Below are 20258 nucleotides of genomic sequence, written 5' to 3'. Positions count from 1 at the left end.
AGGGGACCATTTATGCAAGCAATAATATTAGCTGCAGGTATGGGGCGAAGACTTAAAGAATTAACACAAGACAATACAAAGTGCATGGTTAGAGTTAATGGGGTGACTCTGATTGAGAGAATGCTGTCTCAAATAGATAAGAAGCATTTTTCTAGAGTTGTAATTGTGGTGGGTTACCATGGTCAAAAGCTAATAGATTATATTGACACCCTTAATACACAGACTCCAATAACATATATAGATAATCCTATTTATGATAAAACCAACAATATTTATTCTTTGGCTTTAGCCAAAGACTGGTTGTTGAAGGATGACACAATCTTGTTTGAATCGGACATTATTTTTGAGGATTCTGTTTTAGATTCATTGTTAGAAGACCCAAGAGAGACATTGGCTCTCGTTGACAAATATCAGTCTTGGATGGACGGAACATGTATAAAACTGGATGAGGATGATAATATTGTAGATTTCATTTCAGGAAGAAATTTTGATTTTAACAATACGATTGGTTGTTACAAGACTGTAAATATTTATAAGTTTAGTCGAAGATTCTCTGAGAATTATTACATACCATTTTTAGATGCTTATCAGAAGGCATTAGGTGAGAATGAATATTATGAACAGGTATTGAAAGTTATTACGATGCTTGATTCATCAGAAATAAAAGGAAAGCGCCTTAACAATCAGAAATGGTATGAGATTGATGATGCACAGGATTTGGATATAGCAGAAGTTCTTTTCTGTGACAACATATGTGCTAAAGTCGAAAAAATTGAGGAAAGATATGGGGGCTACTGGAGATTTCCAGGACTGCTTGATTTTTGTTATCTAGTAAATCCTTATTATCCTAATCAAAAAATAAAAGATGAAATGAAAGCCTCATTTGACTGTTTGCTTACTAACTATCCATCTGGGATGAAAGTAAATTCACTATTAGCATCTAAAAATTTTAACGTCCATCAAGAAAATATAGTTGTTGGTAATGGAGCAGCAGAATTGATTAAGATATTGATGGAGCAAATGGAAGGTAAGGTAGGTTTTATTAGACCTACTTTTGAAGAATATCCAAATAGATATCCGTCGAAGCAATCTGTTGTTATGCAAGTGGATAATCCTGATTATTCATATGGAATCAAGGAAATTGAGTCTTTCTTTGCAGATAAAAAAATACACAATTTGATAATTATTAATCCAGACAATCCATCAGGAAATTATATTGAAAAAGAGGATTTATTATCTTTAATTGAATGGTGCGATGAAAGAAAGATAAATATTGTTATCGATGAATCTTTTGCAGATTTTGCAGACGAAAAAGAAAACTCCTTATTAGACCAAGATATATTGGAAAAATATAAGATGTTGTATGTAGTAAAGAGTATTTCTAAGTCCTATGGAGTACCGGGACTGCGTTTGGGAATAATGGCATCAGGTGATAAAGATTTAATTGGCCTGATAAAGAAAAGCGTTTCTATTTGGAATATAAATTCATTTGCTGAGTTTTATATGCAAATTGCAGAGAAATATAAAGGTCAGTACGAGAATGCATTAATAGAATTTAGAAATGAAAGACTACGCTTCTTTAAAGAGCTGAAAAAGATAAGTAGCATAAGAATTGTACCATCACAGGCAAATTATTTCATGATTGAATTGCTTAACGGGCACAAGGTAGTTGATGTTATTCAGCAGCTTTATATTAACCATAATATTTTGGTTAAGAACTTATCTAAAAAACTTAATGGAAAAGAATATATACGTGTGGCGATTAGAGATGAGGATGACAACAATAAATTGGTTGAAGCTCTCAAGAGTGTATTAAGCTAGTAGGAGGAAAAGTTCTTGCTAAAAGTATTTTTTATTATTAATTGTTTTTCAAAAGGTGGAGGGGCAGAGTCTCTTTTAACATCGATCTTAAATGGATTGAACCCAGAAAAATATGAGCTGGGAGTTATGGAGATTATTCATGATACCATCAAGCAAGAACAAATACCAGACTATGTGAAAGTATATCCATATTATACCTTGGCAAATGCGCCTGATAGAAAATCTCGTATGTACTACGTATATCATGAGTGGGATAAGGTAATAGCTCAGTATATACCACAAGACTACGATGTTTATATTTCATTTAATTATCTTAAACCAAGCTTCCTGTTGCCTCCAGGTAAGAAAAATATCGCTTGGATTCATGGTGATCTCTACAATCTGCTCGAGGAAAATATGCAAGAAGAACGGCAGCTTCAAGACAAGTCTTTTGAAAAGGCTAAAAAGATTGTGGTGATTAGCGATAATACAGAAAAGTCATTAATAGATTTATATCCGAATCATAAGGATAAGGTAATAAAATTATATAATTGCATAGACGCTAAAAGGATTAAAGATGAATCAAATCGTAAATGCGATATAAAACTAGATGAGAACGCCATTATCTTTTTTGGAAGACTGGATGATAATAAGAACCCAATAAGAGCGATTGATATATTTGAACAAGTGCTTAATAAAAATAGTAATGCGAAACTATATTTCTTAGGAACAGGAAATCTTAGAGAAAAGGTAGAAGAAATAATTAAAGAAAAACAGTTAGATCAAAAAGTGGTTTTACTTGGATATCATGAAAATCCATTTCCGATTGTGAAACAGGCAAAAGTAATGCTTATGGTTTCCAAGTCAGAAGGATATAGCTTGGCTGTGTCAGAAGCGATTAGCTTAGGTGTACCTGTAGTATCAACTAGAGTAGGGGCTTCAGAACGACAAATAGCAAGTAAAAGGAATGGAAGAGTAATAGATACCAACGAAGAAGCAGTAGAAGCTTTGTGCGATTATCTCGATAGAGAAAGTAATGATGAAATAAAGGCTGCAATGTTTGCAGATGAAAATGATAGATTTGAAGATTACATTAGGGATATTGAAAAGATGATTGATGTAATTTAAATCAGATTAGGAGCCATGTATGTTTAAAGTAGAGAGCATTAAGAGCGTAGAGGATAGGGTTGATAAGGGATATTCAATTATATGCTATGGTGCTGGAAAGATGTGTTCAAAACTTGAGGACATTTTGGAGTCTCCGAAAATAATTCAATCTATTAAATACATAATTGACGAAAATAAAGACAGGCAAGAAGAAAAAATATTATTGGGAAATAATAGCGTAGAAATTATTTCCTTAGACAAAGCAAAGAAAATCATAGGTAATGGTAGATATTTAATAATAATCAATAATTTAAAATATGAAGAGATATTAGAGATTCTTGATAGAATACCAAGTTTAAGAGAAGTAGATATTTATTCATTAGAGCTACTAGGAGCAATTAAGCAAGAAGAAATAGATTATAACAAATATGTACCGACGAATATTAGAAGAACTTCTGAAGCATTAATCCCAAAGATAATTCATTATTGTTGGTTTGGAAATGGAAGCAAATCTGATTTGAATAAAATGTGTATTGATAGTTGGAAAAAATGCTGTCCAGACTATGAAATAATTGAATGGAATGAATCAAATTATGATGTAAGTAAAAATAATTATATGTATCAGGCATATAAAAGAGAAAAATGGGGGTTTGTGCCTGATTATGCTAGGCTTGACATTGTCTATAACAATGGTGGAATTTACTTAGATACAGATGTTGAAATAATTGATTCATTAGATGATTTATTATATCAAGAAGCATATTGTGCGTTTGAACATAATGATCATATAGCATTGGGGTTGGGTTTTGGTGCGCGTAAAGGAAATTCTTTTATTAAAGAATGGCTGGATGATTACGAAGATAAATTATTTATAAAAGAAGACGGAAATTTGAATTTAACAGCAAGCCCGGTATATCAAACTGAAGTGCTAAAAAAACATGGATTAGTATTAAATGGTGAATACCAGTTTATAGATGGATTAACTATTTACCCGGGAATAATGATTAATGGAATGTGTTCTAAAACGAGAAGGGTAAAGACCAGAAACTTTACTAAATCAATACATCATTATGAAGCATCGTGGGAAGACAGTATTTTTAGAGAACATAATAAAAGAATATCTGGGGATATGAATAGAAGTATGTAATTTTTGCATAACTTGGAGGATGGTAAAAATGGATTATATAGATTATATAAGAACATGGTTATCCGGAATAGATGATGAAATAAGTTTTTGGGAAAATGAGGTTTTTAATGAACAGGGACAATTTCACAATAAAATAATAACAAGGTATATAAAAGATAGGAAATTCAAATTAGAAGATGATTTAGAAGATTATGATGAATGTAGTTTTTTAGATGTAGGAGCAGGACCTTTTTCGCGATGTGGATTTGAAAGTGAAAAAGTTAAAATCAATGCAATAGCCGTAGACCCCCTTGCAGATGTATATAGACGTCTGATGGAGAAATATAATCTTACAAATGGAATACAGTTAAGAACAGGTTTAGTAGAGTTTTTGGATGAATTATTTGATGAAGAAACATTTGATATTGTACATATGAGTAATTCTTTGGATCATTCATTTGACCCAATACTTGGAATATATCAATTGCTTTATGTGTGTAAAATCGGGGGAAAAGTAATTTTAAGACATCATGAAAATGAAGCCGAGAACGAAGAATACGAAGGATTTCATCAATGGAATTTATCGGTACACAATCAAGAGAATTCGTTTATGGTTTGGCGTGAAAATATAAGACATAATGTAAACAAATTATTTGCGGAATACGCGGATATAACTATATATCCAGACCAAAAGGAAAACGAATCAAATTGGTTTTATAATAAAGTGGTTTTAACAAAAAAGAAAACTATAGAAGTGCCAAAGAATGAGTATTTTAAAATCTTTTCAAAAGTAATATATTCTCATTTTTTGAATTATTCATATGATAGGGAGCAAGAAGCACTATTATATGGACGTAAAAATAACTTTGCAAAATTGGTAAAAGATAAAATAGCATTATTAAGAAATAAAGCTATTATTTTAACTAATAAAACCCCTTACAAAAAAATAGATATTTATGGAGTAGGTGGTATAGGAAGAGACTTATATATTCTTTTAACAGAAATAGGCATTACTGTTGATAAAATAATTGATAAACAAGATAAGCATATCGGACTTTTACCAATTGTAACTATGGCCAACTATGTATTTGAAAAAGAAAAAGATTTAATAGTAATAACTTTAGATAAGGACTACGAAATTATAAAAAGGCAATTAATAAATAAGGGAGTAAATGAAAAAAAAATAATAAAAGTAGATCAGTTTTTAGAAAGCTTTTAGTGGAGAAAAGAATATGTTGGCAAATTACATTAGTAAAATTGGTATTATACCAAGTGAATTAATAGAAAATAAAGATATTATTTGGATGTTTCATAATGATATTAATGCGTTGTTTAAATATGATAAAAAACTTAATAAAGGTGAGTTTGTTTGTTCATTAGAGGAAGAGGCGTCGATTAAAAAAACGCTTATAGGAAAACTGATTATAAGAGACAATACAATATTTATGATACCAATGTGGGGGAATTATATCCACATTTATGGTATTAATTCTAAAAAACAGGAGATTTTACAATTAAAGGATGAACGATTATATAGAACTAAGATGTTATTTTGTGGAGCATTTATGTATGGAAATGACATCTATTGTATTCCAATGAACTATCAATATTTGATTAGAATTACAGCTGACAATACGATTGAATACTTATTTGATATAGGAGAAATATTCAAAAAAATAGGTATCCATAAGGTATGTTTAAATCGGGCTGCTTTTTATGGAAAGAAAATAGTAGCAGTTCAGACGGGGGATAACAGATATATAGAATATGAATTAGAAAATCAAATTATTGAAGTCAAGGAGAGCGGTATAGGTAATATTCAATTAAATTCTGTTGAGATTATTGCAGATGAAATATATTTGTGCGGAAAAACTAATGATAATAAATGGAAAGTGTATAGAGAGCGGGATAACAAAGTCGTATTTCAATCAGATGACTGGATTACAATTAGAAAAATCGGAAAGGATTTGTTGATAGATACAATAAGAGAAGAATGGTTTGTAATAGTAGATCACAAATCTGGAATACAGAAAAGAGTTGAGGATCCTATATTGGTAGAATCAGGTTATTATAAAAATGGAATTCTTTCAGATGATGGAAAGTATTATTACAGTAATAGACAAAGAATTTTGAAAGAGTATGAAAATGGAGAATTTGCCGATGTAGGAGAGTTGGAAGCAGAATTTGACATTAATATGATTGTAAAAGGTGAAGAGAAAATTAATGAGATAGAGTGCTTTAAATTAGAGAATTTTGTTGAGTTAATATGAAAGTAATGGAGAGGTGGATATGATAGATGTAAGTATTTTGACATATTGGGGAGTGCCAAACTATGGGGCTTGGACACAGGCATATGCGTTAACCTCATATTTAAATAGCTTAAATAATGTATCAGCACGTCAACTAGCTTATTTAGAACAAAGTCATGATGATATTTATTATAGAAATGATCTAAGATTAAAGAATTCATTTTCATATAGTTGGAATATTATACCGCATACATTTGTTGGATCAGTTGGAGACCTTGAAAAAAGAAAATACGATGTATTTATAACAGGTGCAGATAGTATATGGTCATTTGAGGGAAATACTTTAAATAAAGATCTACATTTGATGGGAATAGGAATTGATGCGAAAAAAAAAGTATCCTATGCGCCAAGCGCCGATAGGTTGACTGTTGAAGAACTTTCAGTAGAAATGATCGATGGTATTAGTTCATATGATTATTTATCGGTGCGAGATGAATATACAAAAAAAATAATAGAAGAGTCTGGAGTAGATAAGAACATAGAAATAGTAATTGATCCTGCTTTATTATGGGACTTCACAACTGATAACAATATTGTATTTCCAATATATAAAGATTATATAGCAGTATATGGTGCACATTGGGATGAAGCTTTTATAAAAATGGCACAAGAGTATGGACGAAAAAATAATTTGAAGCTAATATCGTTAGGATATAAAAATGATTGGTGCGATATGAGCATTAAAATGAATGAACTAAGGGCGGTGGAGTGGATTGGATTTATAGGAAAAGCTAATGCAGTGATAACAAGTACATTTCATGGCCTAATGGTTGGGATTAATTATGGGAAAAAAGTGATTCTAAATCAGGTTATTAGTGTGGCAAATCGGTCTGAAACACTTAGGAAAGATTTAAATGCAAAATCTTTAGAAATTCCAAATGCATTCGAGTTTCAAAAGGAAGAATATGTAGATAGACTTGTAGCATTAAGAAATAAAGCAAGTGATTATATAAAAAGGGCTTTGTTAGATGGAAATGAATGATGGGAAGATTATAAGTGAATTTTTTTATGGGGCAAATATCGATGACTCGATTTTGAGGAAGAGTTCCTCGGGGGGAGTCTTCTCTGCTTGTGCAAAAGTTATATTAAAATTAGGTGGAATTGTTATAGGCGCAGTATATAATGAAGAAAAATATTTGGTAGAACATATTGCGGTAGATACATACGAAGCTATTGATAGGATGAGAAAATCAAAATATGTATGGAGTGATTTTACTAGAAGTATAAAAGATATTCAGAAAGCCATTATAGAAAAAAGATATGTTCTATTTACGGGGACACCTTGTCAAGCTGCGGCTATACAAAAGAAATTTGGATACTATGATAAATTGTACGTACTTGACTTGTTTTGTCATGGAACTGCAGAACCAAATTTTTTTAAAGCATATTTAGAATCTTTAGATTATAAAATTAAAGAAATCGATTTCCGCTTTGAGGGGAAAGAAGATAATTATAACTTTAAATATGTCTCTAATGATGAATGTAATCAAGAGATTATTTCAAGTTGGAATGAGAATATATTTACTCGATTATATATGGAATCGGTAGTGATGCGAAATGTATGTTTTAAGTGTAAATATTGTGAAAAAAAACATGTGAGTGATTTGACAATAGGGGATTTTGATTATAAGGATTATGCAAGAGAAAATGGGATAATGGCAAAGCACCCTTCCATTATTACGATAAATACACCTAAAGGTAAATATCTATGGCAAACTATTAGAGGAGAAATAAAGCATAGGAAATTACTTAAAGAGGAGATGATTAAAAGTTATTTTCAAAATCATTCTTCTGGTGGAGTATGGGGATATAACTGGGATAGAAAAAAAGAATTTGAAGAATTAGTTCAAAATGAAGGGTTTGAAAAGGCGGCAATAAAGACTTGTTATCCTCGAGAAATGGTATTATTGGAAAAATTGATAGGGAAAACAGTATATCTATATGGAGCAGGCAAGATTTCAAAACGAATTATCAGTATAAAAAATAAGTATTTTAAGAATGATATTAATGTTGAAGGAATCATAGTAACAGAAAGAATTGCAGAAAGAAGCATATATGGCATACCGGTAAATATATTAAGTGAAATTGATTTTAACAATATAAATAAAGTAATGGTTGTTCTTGCTGTAGGCGATAAATTTCAAGATGAAATATATAAAAAACTTAATTCCATTACTAAAGAAATAAACGTTATTAAATACTAATGGTGAACTATATCAATCAATTATACTAGGAGAATGATTATACTATGGGATATATAATTTTTGGTGCAGGTGCATATGGTCATACTGCGGTAATGAATTTAGGAAAAGAAAACATAGACTTTTTGGTTGATAATAATAAAACGGGTGTTTCAGAAGATGGTATAGATATTTATCTTTTTAACGATGTAAAAAAAGATTTAATAAGTAAAAGAGTGATTGTATGTGTGTCATCTAAATATCAAGAGGAGATATGCAAACAACTAATTAATAATGGTATAGAGTTTGAGTTGTTAAATGATGTATTAAGCAAAAATAGGGCTGAAAAAATAAAAAATAGGACGGATTATATATCTGTATATAAAAGAGCAATAACCTGGATAGAAAAATATAGTATTAAAGGACAAGGGATAATTGTTTCAACAGATAGTAAAGTTAGTTATCCAGAAGTAACAGGATATTATATTCCGACGCTTTTAAAATGGGGTTATAGAGAAACTGCGATATCTTATGCAAAATGGCTTTTGAGTATTCAAAAAGAAGATGGATCTTGGTTTGATGCGTATGATAGTGAGCCATATATATTTGATAGTGCGCAAATCCTAAAAGGACTAATTGCGATTAGAGACATCTTGCCAGATGTGGATATTGCAATAATAAAAGGTTGCGACTGGATTCTTTCGCAAATGAATGAAGAAGGAAGATTGATTACACCAAGTAAGAATGCATGGGGAAAAGATAGAACCTTCTGTGATGAAAAAATACATATATACTGTCTTTCTCCAATTAAAAATGCGGGCTTAATATTTAATCGAAATGATTATATAGAAAAAGTTGATAAAATATGGGGTTATTATAAACAAACTTATTATGACGAAATAATGAATTTTAGTTTGTTATCGCATTTTTATGCATATGTTATGGAAGCTTTAGTTGATATTGGAGAAGTTGAAATGGCGAGGGAAGCTATGAGAAATATTTCAGCTTATCAAAAAGAAAGTGGGGCAGTGCCAGGTTTAAATAATGTTGATTGGGTATGTTCGACTGGTCTTTTTCAATTGGCATTAGTGTGGTTTAGATTAGGAGATATTTCAAGGGGCAATAAAGCTTTCGAATATGCTTGTAAACTTCAGAATGAGAGCGGCGGTTGGTTTGGAAGCTATATTTCGGAGGAAAATGCTAATGAAACAAATTCGTATTTTCCATCGGCAGAAATTAGTTGGGCTGTAAAATATTTTTTAGACTCCTTATATTATAAAAATCTTGCAGAATTTAATGATGAAAATGATGCTTTTATGCAGAGCATAGATGATGAGGATGATAGATATAAAAAATTAAAAGATATTATAAGTAAAAGTAAGATTAATACAAGCATTCTTGATGTAGGATGCGGTAAGGGGAGATATTTAAAAAAATACATAAATGATTTACCTAATTATAAGTATCACGCTGTAGATTTGTCACCACTAGTTATGGAACATATAAAGGATCCAAGAATAGAATGCAAACAAGGAACACTGACTGAGATACCTTATTTGGATAACAAGTTTAATGTTACGTATACTTGTGAGGCATTAGAGCATGCTATTGACATAGAAAGTGCTATAAGAGAAATGGCTAGGGTAACAATAACTAATGGGAAAATAGTGGTAATTGATAAGAATAAGGAATCTCTAGGAAGATTAGATATTGGAGAATGGGAACAATGGTTTGATGTAGATGAACTAAAGAATATAATGTGTAAATATTGTTCAAATGTTTATGTTGACACTAACATAAATTATGAAGGAAAAGGTTCTGATGGACTTTTTTGTATTTGGGTTGGAACGGTGAAATAAATGATTAAAGTTTTAACAATTTTTGGAACGAGACCAGAGGCAATAAAAATGTGTCCTGTTGTTCTTGAAATGCGTAAGCATAGTGAAATAGAAAATCGGGTTTGTATCACTGGACAACATAGAGAGATGTTACATCCAGTTTTAAAAGCTTTTGATGTTACTCCAGATATTGATTTAGATTTAATGCGACCAAACCAAACCCTTTCTATGATTACGGAAGATGTTTTGGAAAAAGTGGGAACAATTATAGATGAATATAGTCCCGATATAGTTTTGGTTCATGGTGACACAACAACAGCGTTTGCCAGTGCTTTAGCATCGTTTTACAGAAAGATTCCTGTAGGGCATATTGAGGCAGGATTGCGTACAAATAATATTTTTTCTCCATTTCCAGAAGAATTTAATCGAAAATCTATAGACATGGTATCGGAAGTTTTTTTTGCTCCTACGGAATTAACAAAAAACAATTTATTAAAAGAAGGAATTAATTCGAAAAAGATAGTTGTAACTGGAAATACAGTTATAGATGCAATGTCAATAACTGTAGATGATTCATATATCGATGAAAATATAGAGTGGGCAAATGGAAGCAAACTTATCCTTTTAACAGCACACCGTAGAGAAAATATAGGTGTTCCAATGCAAAGAATGTTTGCCGCAGTAAAAAGGATAGTAGAAGAATTTGAAGATGTTAAATGTATTTATCCAGTACATATGAATCCGAAAGTTAGAAGTATCGCAAGAGAGGTTTTGAATGATGATGCTAGGATTAGGTTAATAGAACCATTGGATGTAGTTCAGTTTCATAATTATATTAATAATTCTTATCTAGTTCTTACTGATAGCGGTGGAATTCAAGAGGAAGCGCCTTCACTAAATAAACCGGTTCTTGTAATGAGGGAAACTACAGAAAGACCGGAAGGAATTGAGGCAGGGACACTTAAGTTAGTGGGTACAGAGGAGGATAGTATTTTTAATGCAGTAAAAGAACTACTAGTTGATAAAAATATATACAACAAAATGAGTACAGCACCTAATCCATATGGTGATGGGCATGCATCCGAAAGAATTGTTGCCGAAATTATTAGGAGATTTGGTTAATGGCAGAAATATCAATTGTTTTACCTGTATATAATGGAGAAAAATATTTGGCTAGGTCAATAGAGAGTGTTATTAATCAATCATTTCGTGATTGGGAATTAATAATAGTTAATGACTGTAGCACTGATTCATCTAAGCATATAATGGAGAAGTATGCGGAGATAGACGAAAGAATAACAATAATAAATAATGATATTAATCAAAAACTACCGAAATCTTTAAATATTGGATTTAGGAAAGCAAATGGAAAATATTTGACGTGGACATCTGATGATAACAGATATAGAGAACTAGCATTAGAAAAGATGATTATGTATCTGGAAAGCCATAAGAAAAGTGCTATGGTTAAGGCCGATATGACAATTGTGGATGATAACGAAAATGTTATTAGTACAACAAAATCATATGAAGACAAACAAATGTATATAAATAATCAGGTGGGAGCATGTTTTTTGTATAGACGCGAGGTATATGAAAAAATAGGCGAATATGATTCTGATATGTTTTTAGTAGAGGATTATGAGTATTGGCTTAGGGTATTAATGACATATGGGCATATAGATTATATACCAGAAGATTTATACATATATTTGCATCACAATCATAGTTTGTCTGTAGATAGAAGGAAAGAGGTAATAGAACAGAGATATAAACTTTATAATAAATATAAAGAATTCTTTTTCAAAGGCTTAATTGATAATGATTTGATGTATGATTTCTCGCATATATATAAAAGTATGGAATTACAAAATATGTTAGATGAAGGAGAGAGGAGAAAATATCAAAAATCAATTTTACCATTAATGAACGAGTTGGTTGATTATACAAAGCACAAGAAGATCGGTGTATATGGGGCAGGGATTAAAGGGAAGCAATTTGTAATAGAGAATAAAAATGTTGTTGCAGTAATTGATTCAGATATCAAAAAATGGGGCTCATTTGTAAGCGATAAAAAAGTAGTGTCAATTGAGGATTATTGCGAGAAATATGGAAACATGCCAGTAGTTATAGCTGTAACTAATAGAAAAAAACAGCTAGAAATAATGCAATTATTAAAGTCTTATAATCTTAAATATTCGTTGTGGGATATTTTTCAATAGAAAGTGGAGGGGTTATGCGCCAGTACATAAAAAAGAAATGCTATGAGACTATAGCGGGCTTAGATGAAATACATTCAGAAATTGAAAAAAAATATTCAAATAATCAATTGCAAGATATTTTAGAATTGTTGGAATTATGTCAACAAGCTGCTATTAGTATAGGTAATGCTATAGAAAAATCTGAAGGAGAAGGCACGGCTGCGGTAAGTTACTTAGAGAAATATTGTGACTTAACTTATGAACTACATGAAGCAATCATTAAAGATGGAGCGATTAATAACGAAACAAAAGCCCTGAAAAACTTACGTGGATTCATACAAAAAACGAGTAATGAATTAAATAATAACATTAGGACTCGAAAAGAGGTTGTATTCTTACCTTATAAAGCTTCTATGTGGGATTCTTTAGAATCAGTATGGAAAAAATATGAAGAGGATGAAGATTGCGATGCATTTGTTATACCCATTCCATATTATGATAGAAATCCAGATGGAAGTTTTGCAAAACAATATTATGAGATAGGAGATTTTCCAGATTACGTACAGGTATACCATTATGATGCCTATGATTTTGAGGGACGACATCCAGATGAAATATACATACATAATCCGTATGATGATATGAATTATGTTACCTCTATAGAACCTTATTTCTATTCTGAAAATTTAAAAAAATACACGGAAAAGCTTATATATATACCATATTTTGTTCTTTGGGGTATAGAGAAGGGCGAGGTGGTTTCATTAGATAGAGTTGAAGGATATGCAGTGACTAAGGGGGTTATAAATGCTGATAGAGTAATTCTTCAATCTGAAGAGGTAAAAGTAGCATACGTAGAAGCTTTAGTTAACTATTTTGGAGAAGATACAAGAAGAGTTTGGGAAAATAAAATAGAGGGAACAGGTTCTCCGAAGATAGAAAAAGTTCAAAATATTAAGAGAGAAGATTACACAATACCCGATGAGTGGCAGAGGTTAATTGAACGCGAAGATGGAGCGATAAAAAAGGTGATTTTTTATAATACAAGTTTAAAAGCATTTATAAATGCACCTGGAGCTATGTTGAAGAAGATTCAAAAAACATTATCATTTTTTGAAGAAAATAAAGATAAATATACATTATGGTGGAGACCGCATCCTCTTTTTAAATCAACTGTTAGCTCGATGATACCGGAAGCATGGGAAGTATATTCTGCACTTGTGAATGACTATACAAAAAATGCTTGGGGTATATATGATGATACGCCAGATTTAGATAGAGCAATAGCATACAGTGATGCTTACTATGGAGATGGAAGTTCTGTAGTTGAACTATATTCATATACTGGGAAACCAATAATGTTACAAGATCCTTATATTTAAATAAAAATTTCTATACTGGAAATTGTTATAGAAAGCTATAGGTGTAACAACTTTACAATAGATAGTTTAGATGCTATACTCATCCATGCAATTCAAATAAGCATTAAGGCATCGCGACCATTTCGGTCAAAATACCCACCAGTTTTGATGACAGAGTGCAATTTAAGGATGAGTTATGAGCTATATTTTACAGTCAGCAGTAGTTCTTTAGACTTTTTTTATTAGAGTATCTATATTTATCTTTCCTTTTTGTTTATTTGAAGAGCAAGAAGGAGGGATGAGTTTGAGAAAAGCGGATAGTACGTAGGTTTTCTCCTTGATGAATAAGATTGTAGATTTTATAATTAAGGAGAGAAGACATTGTATCAAAAGAAATATGAAGAATTAAAATTTACAGATGATTTTATGTTTTGCAAGATATTAATGGGAAACAAAGATATCTGTAAAGAGATTATTGAATTGCTCCTGGGAGTTAAAGTTAAGAATATAGTATACCTAGAGGAGCAAAAGCCAATTGAAATAACATCTGATGGTAAGGGAATTAGGCTAGATGTATACCTGGAGGATGGAAATACAGTATATGATTTGGAAATGCAGACCACGATAAGTAAGGACATTGCTAAGCGTTCTAGATATTACCAAGGAATGATTGATTTGAATTTAATCAGCAGAGGTGCTGCTTATTCTGAACTGAAAGAATCGTATATAGTATTTATATGTTTGGAGGATTTGTTTAAAAAGAATAGAAGTTTATATACCTTTAGCAATATTTGTCTGGAGGATAATGAGCTAATACTTGAAGATGGAACAACACGAGTTTTTGTTAATGCCAGTGGCAGTAGAGATGGGCTTACAAGTGCACAAATAGCTTTCTTAGACTATGTGTCCGGTAAGGAACCTACTGATGAATTGACAACTAAGCTTAGTATGGAAGTAAAACGGGCTCGCGATAAAGAAGAATGGAGGAATGAATATATGACATTACTTCAAAGAGATAGAGAAAAATATGAGGAAGGCAAGGTAGAAGGAAGAGCTGAAGGAAGGGCTGAAGGAAAAGCTGAAGGAAAGGCTGAAGCTTTAATAGCGCTAGTAACCGATGGACTTCTTGATATTGATATAGCTGCTAAGAGACTTAATAAATCTCCAGAGGAATTATTAGAAATAATTAACAATAATAGAAAGTAAAAGAATTATAGCTTCTCATGTATGCAAGCATACATGAGGGGCATTTTCTATATGAGGAAGTTATGATTATTTTTAGAGCAGATGGAAATGATAAAATCGGCGCAGGGCATGTGATGCGGTGCTTGAATATGGCAGAGCAATATATCGATGAAGGAATTGAGGTATTGTTTTTGACGGCAGATGATAGTTTTAGCCAACGTATAGTCGAAGCAGGCTGCAATCATATAATACTTAATTCTGACTACAATAATATGATAGAAGAAATAGAGCAAATTGAAAGTATAGTGGATGAATATAATCCTACTATGTTTATTGTAGATTCATATTTTGTGACAGATGAATATATGCGCCGAGTAAAACGCGTATGCAACGATAAAGGGTGTAAGCTCACATATATAGATGATGTTTTGGCTTTTGCTTATCCTTGCGACATATTGATAAACTACAATATATATGGGCCAGATTGTAAATCAGAATACAAAAAAATATATTCAGGTGCTAATGTAGTACTTCCAGAATTAAAACTTGGATTAGAGTATTTGCCATTAAGAAAAGAATATAAAAATATACCGCCAAGAAAGGAAAAAGGAGAAATCAAAGATGTCTTTATTTCTACTGGAGGAGCTGATACAGAGCATATAGGTCTTGCTTTATTGAAATATATAAAAAGAAATCCCGTCTTAGATAAATATAATTTTCATTTTGTTATTGGCGCAGTAAATACAGATAAAGAAAAGATAGAAAAAATTGCAAAAGAGCAAAGCAATATTATCACATATTTTGATTTAACTAGTCTTAAGGATTTAATGCTTAAATGTGATGTTGCAATCAGTGCGGCTGGAAGTACTCTTTATGAATTATATGCCACACATACACCGACAGTTACGTATATCGTAGCGGACAATCAAATTCGAGGAGCTAGAGGATTTGAAAAAGCTGGATTAATGAAGTGTTGCGGCGATATACGAGAATTAGGGGCAACAGTATTGGCTGAGCGATTATTGACAGAAGTGTTATGTCAAAAACGATGATTTTGGGGCAAAATAGGTTATAGGATTGTAGGCTGATACACTGTATAATAAATACATAATTGACTTAGCCGTACGGCTCATTATATAATCAAAACAGGATTATAAAGCCGTACGGCTAATTTTATGCAAAAATGTCAATGATAACGCCGTACGGCGAAGAGGTGTTTATGAGGGTAACAGATTCAAGTTCATTTGGAGCACAGGTTAAAAATAAAAGAAAAAAATTGGGATACACACAGAAGTACATTTCAGAATTCACAGGCATAAGTGTAAGTTTTTTATCAGATTTAGAGAATGGAAAGAAAACTATCGAGCTAGATAAAGCTTTAAGAGTTGCAAATCTATTAGGACTTGATGTTGAACTTAATGAAAGGGGCTAATAGATGCGAGAGTTAAGTGTGTATATAGAACTAAATGGAATACAGACTTTGGTAGGTAAGATTTCTGGCGAGCAATATAATGATGCTAGATTTAGATATGTAAGGGAATATATTGAAGCTAGGGAAGCAGCTCCTATTTCTGTTTCATTACCATTTCAAGACGATTATTTCTCTACTGAGCAGACAAGAAATTTTTTTGAGAGTTTGCTACCGGAAGGTTTTTCTAGGAAAGCTGTGGCGGATTGGATGAAGGCTGATGAAAATGACTACATTGCTATTTTGGCTCAGTTGGGAAGAGAATGCCTTGGAGCGATAAAAATAGTTGAAGGAAATGATGATAGAGAATCAGGGTATGAGTTGTTGTCCGCAGAAAGGGTTAAAGCTCTCGCTGCAGAAGGGGCAACTAAATCTACAGAAATATTATTAGAGACCCATCTTTCTTTAACAGGAGCTTCAGGAAAAGTAGGATTATATTACAATAGTGATAATAATACATGGTATTTACCAAAAGGTGATGCTCCTAGTACGCATATTGTGAAGCAGAGTCATGTAAGGCATAAGCAAATTGTATTGAATGAGCAGTTGTGTATACAAACTGCTAAACGTATAGGAATTGCAGTGCCAGAGAGTTTTATAGTTTCTAATGGTTCACAATCAGATCAGGATGTTTTGTACGCTACCCCTAGATATGATAGACCTCTTTCTGAGAATAAAATAATAGATGGGTTGAAATGTCCATATAGATTACATCAGGAGGATTTTGCTCAAGCGTTAGGCATTTTTGCATCGGACAAATACGAGAAGGTTCCGTCGGGATATATGTCGAGGATGTTTGACCTGTTAAGACATAATTCGGTAAATCCTATCGAAGACCAGATTGCCTTATTAAGGATTATTATTTTTAATTACTTGATAGGAAATACTGATTGTCATGTGAAGAATTTTGCTTTGTTGTATAGTGAAGATTTAAAATCGAAAAGATTAGCACCGGCTTATGATTTGGTTGCAACTAGAGTATATAGAACTACATCAAATATGTCATTTTATATAGGTGGAGAACTAGATATTTCGAAAATTAATAGAAATAACTTCGCCATTTCTGCTTTTGAAATCGGATTATCACAAAAGATGGTATTAGACAATTTTGATTATGTTGCAAATAAACTTGAGGGAGCAATGACAGAAGCAGCAGAGGAATTGGCGAATAAAGGATTTGATAATTCAATATCGTTAAAAAACGAAATATTGAAAAATGGAGGTTACGCCTTTTTGCACATGTAAATTATAAATAGAAATATTTTGTGAAAAACCAGTGCCTCTCCTTGAAAAGGAGAGGTTTTTATTATAAAATTTTCTCCGAAAGACGAAATCGTTAAAGTGTTCACAAAATCAATGTTTTTATAAAGGAGTAACAAAATGATAGAATGGAAAAATTTCGACAAGCTTAACTCATTCAAGAAGCTTCAGGGCCTCAAGAATCAGGTAGAGCTTAAGACAGCTATGGCAGGAGCAAATGGTGCTAAGCGTGTTGCGGAGTACTCAGTTCCTATGTCAAATGGTATGGTTTACAACTTCGCTTCAAAGCAGGTTGATGACACAGTTCTTGATGCACTTGCAGAGCTTGCAGAGGAGACACAGCTTACAGAGAAGTTTGCAGCACTTTTCAATGGTGAGGTTATCAATACAGGTGAGAAGAGATTAGTTCTTCACCAGCTTACACGTGGTCAGCTTGGCTCAGATGTTGTTGCTGATGGCGTTAACAAGAGAGAGTTTTACGTAGAGCAGCAGAACAGAATCGCTGAGTTTGCTAAGAAGGTTCACGCTGGTGAGATTGCAAACGAAAAGGGCGAGAAGTTCACAACAGTAGTTCAGATTGGTATTGGTGGCTCTGACCTTGGTCCTCGTGCTATGTATCTTGCACTTGAGAACTGGGCAAAGGTTACAGGCACATTCAAGATGGAAGCTCGTTTCATCTCTAATGTTGACCCTGATGATGCTGCTTCAGTACTTGCAGGTGTTGATGTTGCACATTCTATCTTCATTCTCGTTTCTAAGTCAGGTACAACACTTGAGACTCTTACAAACGAGTCATTTGTTAAGGATGCTCTCAAGAACGCAGGTCTTGATGCTTCAAAGCACATGATCGCTGTTACTTCAGATGCATCTCCACTTGCTAAGTCATCAGATTACCTTGATGCATTCTTCATGGATGATTACATCGGTGGCCGTTACTCATCTACATCATCAGTAGGTGGTGCAGTTCTTTCACTTGCATTCGGTCCAGATGTATTTGCTAGATTCTTAAATGGTGCAGCAGCTGAGGATGCTCTTGCTAAGAACACAGATATCCGCAAGAACCCAGCTATGCTTGATGCACTTATTGGTGTTTATGAGAGAAATATCCTTGGCTACGAGTCAACAGCAGTTCTTCCATATTCACAGGCACTTAGCCGTTTCCCAGCTCATTTACAGCAGCTTGACATGGAGTCAAACGGCAAGAGCGTTAACAGATTTGGCGAGGCAGTTGATTATGTTACTGGCCCAGTTATCTTTGGTGAGCCAGGTACAAATGGTCAGCACAGCTTCTACCAGTTATTACACCAGGGAACAAACATCATCCCTCTTCAGTTCGTAGGCTTCAAGAAGAGCCAGATGGCTACAGACGTAGTTATCGAGGACAGCACATCACAGCAGAAGCTCAAGGCTAATGTTGCAGCTCAGATTATGGCATTTGCTTGTGGTAAGGATGATGACAATAGAAACAAATATTTCGAGGGCAATCGCCCATCATCAATCATCGTTGGCGAGCAGCTTACACCAGAGACACTTGGTGCACTTCTTGCTCACTTCGAGAACAAGGTTATGTTCCAGGGATTTGTATGGAATCTTAACTCATTCGATCAGGAAGGTGTTCAGCTTGGTAAGGTACTTGCTAAGAAGGTTCTTTCAGGCGATACATCAGATGCTCTTGCAGCATACGCTAAGCTTCTTGATATCTAATAAAATAGTTTACAAAAATGGCCTCTGCTTATTGCGGAGGCCCATTTTTTCGTTTACGATAAAGGAAGTTATAATTATAAGGAAGTATTACTATGGGAAACAAATACAACGATAGTGAGATGGAGTCCGTTAAAAAATCCTGGGCAGGAGAACGGGCCAAGCTAACTCAGATGACGGGAAAGGAAAAAGCGGATTACATCTTTACCTATTATAGGATTCACATTTTATTAATCTTAGGCATTCTGATTGCTGTAGGTTGGTTCATCCATCACGCTATGACTTACGTGGACTATGAATTCTTCGGCATGGTTATAAATGGTGAGTCAGTAAATCAAGACCGAGAGCAGGAGATTACGGAGTATCTTGGCATGACAGGCCATGAGGCTGCTGATTTATCTGCAGGTCTGACTACAGATGAAGATGTGGCAGGAGGTTACGGTACGCGACTTAGCGTTCTTGTTATGGCGGGGCAGCTTGACTTTGCATTTACTGATGAGGAAGGTGTGAAGTACCTGACTAACTATGGAATCATCACTGATGACAATCAGCCAATCGATATTTCTGATAGCCCTATACATGAGTATTTTGGTCTAGATGACAATATTAAATATCTGGTTTGGGCTGGTCTTTCAGGCAATAGGCAGTATCTAGACTCAATGATGCAGATGATGGACGATATTGAAAGCGGTAAGATTAAATAAATTTAAGGAGAAATAATT

Annotated in this window: 17 protein-coding genes; all 17 read left to right on the top strand. The window is 33.0% G+C overall.

Annotated elements, in window-relative coordinates:
- The first annotated feature begins 12 nt into the window (after positions 1-12).
- Positions 13-1821, top strand: a complete 1809-nt coding sequence (locus F0Q01_RS08250) for an aminotransferase class I/II-fold pyridoxal phosphate-dependent enzyme (RefSeq protein WP_090488074.1) — start codon at positions 13-15, stop codon at positions 1819-1821.
- Positions 1822-1836: 15 nt separating this feature from the next.
- Positions 1837-2928, top strand: a complete 1092-nt coding sequence (locus F0Q01_RS08245) for a glycosyltransferase (RefSeq protein ID WP_090488072.1) — start codon at positions 1837-1839, stop codon at positions 2926-2928.
- A 19-nt stretch (positions 2929-2947) separates the two neighbouring features.
- Positions 2948-4054 carry a glycosyltransferase family 32 protein gene (locus F0Q01_RS08240; protein ID WP_242941848.1) on the top strand — a complete coding sequence of 369 codons (1107 nt, stop codon included), beginning with the start codon at positions 2948-2950 and terminating at the stop codon, positions 4052-4054.
- A 28-nt stretch (positions 4055-4082) separates the two neighbouring features.
- A complete protein-coding gene (locus tag F0Q01_RS08235; RefSeq protein ID WP_090488070.1) occupies positions 4083-5252 on the top strand; it encodes a hypothetical protein in 1170 nt (389 codons plus the stop codon).
- A gap of 13 nt (positions 5253-5265) precedes the next feature.
- On the top strand, positions 5266-6303 hold the full coding sequence (locus tag F0Q01_RS08230) for a hypothetical protein (RefSeq protein WP_090488068.1): 1038 nt from the start codon (positions 5266-5268) through the stop codon (positions 6301-6303).
- Positions 6304-6322: 19 nt separating this feature from the next.
- Positions 6323-7324 carry a polysaccharide pyruvyl transferase family protein gene (locus F0Q01_RS08225; protein ID WP_090488066.1) on the top strand — a complete coding sequence of 334 codons (1002 nt, stop codon included), beginning with the start codon at positions 6323-6325 and terminating at the stop codon, positions 7322-7324.
- Entirely contained in the window at positions 7311-8546 is a 1236-nt protein-coding gene (locus tag F0Q01_RS08220; RefSeq protein ID WP_090488064.1) for a Coenzyme F420 hydrogenase/dehydrogenase, beta subunit C-terminal domain, read from the top strand. The genes F0Q01_RS08225 and F0Q01_RS08220 overlap by 14 nt, the downstream gene beginning before the upstream one ends.
- 44 nt (positions 8547-8590) lie before the next feature.
- Complete coding sequence (locus F0Q01_RS08215) at positions 8591-10381, top strand: methyltransferase domain-containing protein (protein ID WP_177209281.1); 1791 nt, start codon at positions 8591-8593, stop codon at positions 10379-10381.
- Positions 10382-11482 (top strand): non-hydrolyzing UDP-N-acetylglucosamine 2-epimerase, encoded by a 1101-nt coding sequence (gene wecB / locus F0Q01_RS08210; protein ID WP_090488062.1) that lies wholly within the window; start codon positions 10382-10384, stop codon positions 11480-11482. It begins immediately after the preceding gene.
- Positions 11482-12582 carry a glycosyltransferase family 2 protein gene (locus F0Q01_RS08205; RefSeq protein ID WP_090488061.1) on the top strand — a complete coding sequence of 367 codons (1101 nt, stop codon included), beginning with the start codon at positions 11482-11484 and terminating at the stop codon, positions 12580-12582. The genes wecB and F0Q01_RS08205 overlap by 1 nt, the downstream gene beginning before the upstream one ends.
- Positions 12583-12596: 14 nt before the next feature.
- On the top strand, positions 12597-13943 hold the full coding sequence (locus F0Q01_RS08200) for a hypothetical protein (protein WP_090488059.1): 1347 nt from the start codon (positions 12597-12599) through the stop codon (positions 13941-13943).
- Between the two features lie 360 nt (positions 13944-14303).
- Positions 14304-15128 (top strand): Rpn family recombination-promoting nuclease/putative transposase, encoded by an 825-nt coding sequence (locus F0Q01_RS08195; protein WP_090488057.1) that lies wholly within the window; start codon positions 14304-14306, stop codon positions 15126-15128.
- A 62-nt stretch (positions 15129-15190) separates the two neighbouring features.
- Entirely contained in the window at positions 15191-16159 is a 969-nt protein-coding gene (gene pseG / locus F0Q01_RS08190) for a UDP-2,4-diacetamido-2,4,6-trideoxy-beta-L-altropyranose hydrolase (RefSeq protein ID WP_163927198.1), read from the top strand.
- Between the two features lie 167 nt (positions 16160-16326).
- Positions 16327-16539 carry a helix-turn-helix domain-containing protein gene (locus F0Q01_RS08185; protein ID WP_090154028.1) on the top strand — a complete coding sequence of 71 codons (213 nt, stop codon included), beginning with the start codon at positions 16327-16329 and terminating at the stop codon, positions 16537-16539.
- A gap of 3 nt (positions 16540-16542) precedes the next feature.
- On the top strand, positions 16543-17820 hold the full coding sequence (locus F0Q01_RS08180) for a HipA domain-containing protein (protein ID WP_090488053.1): 1278 nt from the start codon (positions 16543-16545) through the stop codon (positions 17818-17820).
- Positions 17821-17955: 135 nt separating this feature from the next.
- Entirely contained in the window at positions 17956-19539 is a 1584-nt protein-coding gene (locus tag F0Q01_RS08175) for a glucose-6-phosphate isomerase (protein ID WP_090488051.1), read from the top strand.
- Positions 19540-19631: 92 nt separating this feature from the next.
- Positions 19632-20240: a hypothetical protein gene (locus tag F0Q01_RS08170; protein WP_090488049.1), complete on the top strand. Its 609-nt coding sequence runs from the start codon at positions 19632-19634 to the stop codon at positions 20238-20240.
- Positions 20241-20258: the final 18 nt, after the last annotated feature.

This window comes from Pseudobutyrivibrio xylanivorans, from assembly GCF_010906925.1.
GTDB lineage: Bacteria > Bacillota > Clostridia > Lachnospirales > Lachnospiraceae > Pseudobutyrivibrio.
The sequence above is the reverse complement of the archived record's forward strand: the minus strand, read 5'-3'. Positions and strand labels throughout refer to the sequence as shown.

Excerpts from the sequence above, each read along its gene's own strand:
- F0Q01_RS08205 (WP_090488061.1), top strand. The coding sequence starts at position 11,482 with ATGGCAGAAATATCAATTGTTTTACCTGTATATAATGGAGAAAAATAT.
- F0Q01_RS08170 (WP_090488049.1), top strand. The coding sequence starts at position 19,632 with ATGGGAAACAAATACAACGATAGTGAGATGGAGTCCGTTAAAAAATCC.
- F0Q01_RS08230 (WP_090488068.1), top strand. The coding sequence starts at position 5,266 with ATGTTGGCAAATTACATTAGTAAAATTGGTATTATACCAAGTGAATTA.
- F0Q01_RS08225 (WP_090488066.1), top strand. The coding sequence starts at position 6,323 with ATGATAGATGTAAGTATTTTGACATATTGGGGAGTGCCAAACTATGGG.
- pseG (WP_163927198.1), top strand. The coding sequence starts at position 15,191 with ATGATTATTTTTAGAGCAGATGGAAATGATAAAATCGGCGCAGGGCAT.
- wecB (WP_090488062.1), top strand. The coding sequence starts at position 10,382 with ATGATTAAAGTTTTAACAATTTTTGGAACGAGACCAGAGGCAATAAAA.
- F0Q01_RS08220 (WP_090488064.1), top strand. The coding sequence starts at position 7,311 with ATGGAAATGAATGATGGGAAGATTATAAGTGAATTTTTTTATGGGGCA.
- F0Q01_RS08250 (WP_090488074.1), top strand. The coding sequence starts at position 13 with ATGCAAGCAATAATATTAGCTGCAGGTATGGGGCGAAGACTTAAAGAA.
- F0Q01_RS08235 (WP_090488070.1), top strand. The coding sequence starts at position 4,083 with ATGGATTATATAGATTATATAAGAACATGGTTATCCGGAATAGATGAT.
- F0Q01_RS08215 (WP_177209281.1), top strand. The coding sequence starts at position 8,591 with ATGGGATATATAATTTTTGGTGCAGGTGCATATGGTCATACTGCGGTA.
- F0Q01_RS08180 (WP_090488053.1), top strand. The coding sequence starts at position 16,543 with ATGCGAGAGTTAAGTGTGTATATAGAACTAAATGGAATACAGACTTTG.
- F0Q01_RS08185 (WP_090154028.1), top strand. The coding sequence starts at position 16,327 with ATGAGGGTAACAGATTCAAGTTCATTTGGAGCACAGGTTAAAAATAAA.
- F0Q01_RS08200 (WP_090488059.1), top strand. The coding sequence starts at position 12,597 with ATGCGCCAGTACATAAAAAAGAAATGCTATGAGACTATAGCGGGCTTA.
- F0Q01_RS08240 (WP_242941848.1), top strand. The coding sequence starts at position 2,948 with ATGTTTAAAGTAGAGAGCATTAAGAGCGTAGAGGATAGGGTTGATAAG.
- F0Q01_RS08175 (WP_090488051.1), top strand. The coding sequence starts at position 17,956 with ATGATAGAATGGAAAAATTTCGACAAGCTTAACTCATTCAAGAAGCTT.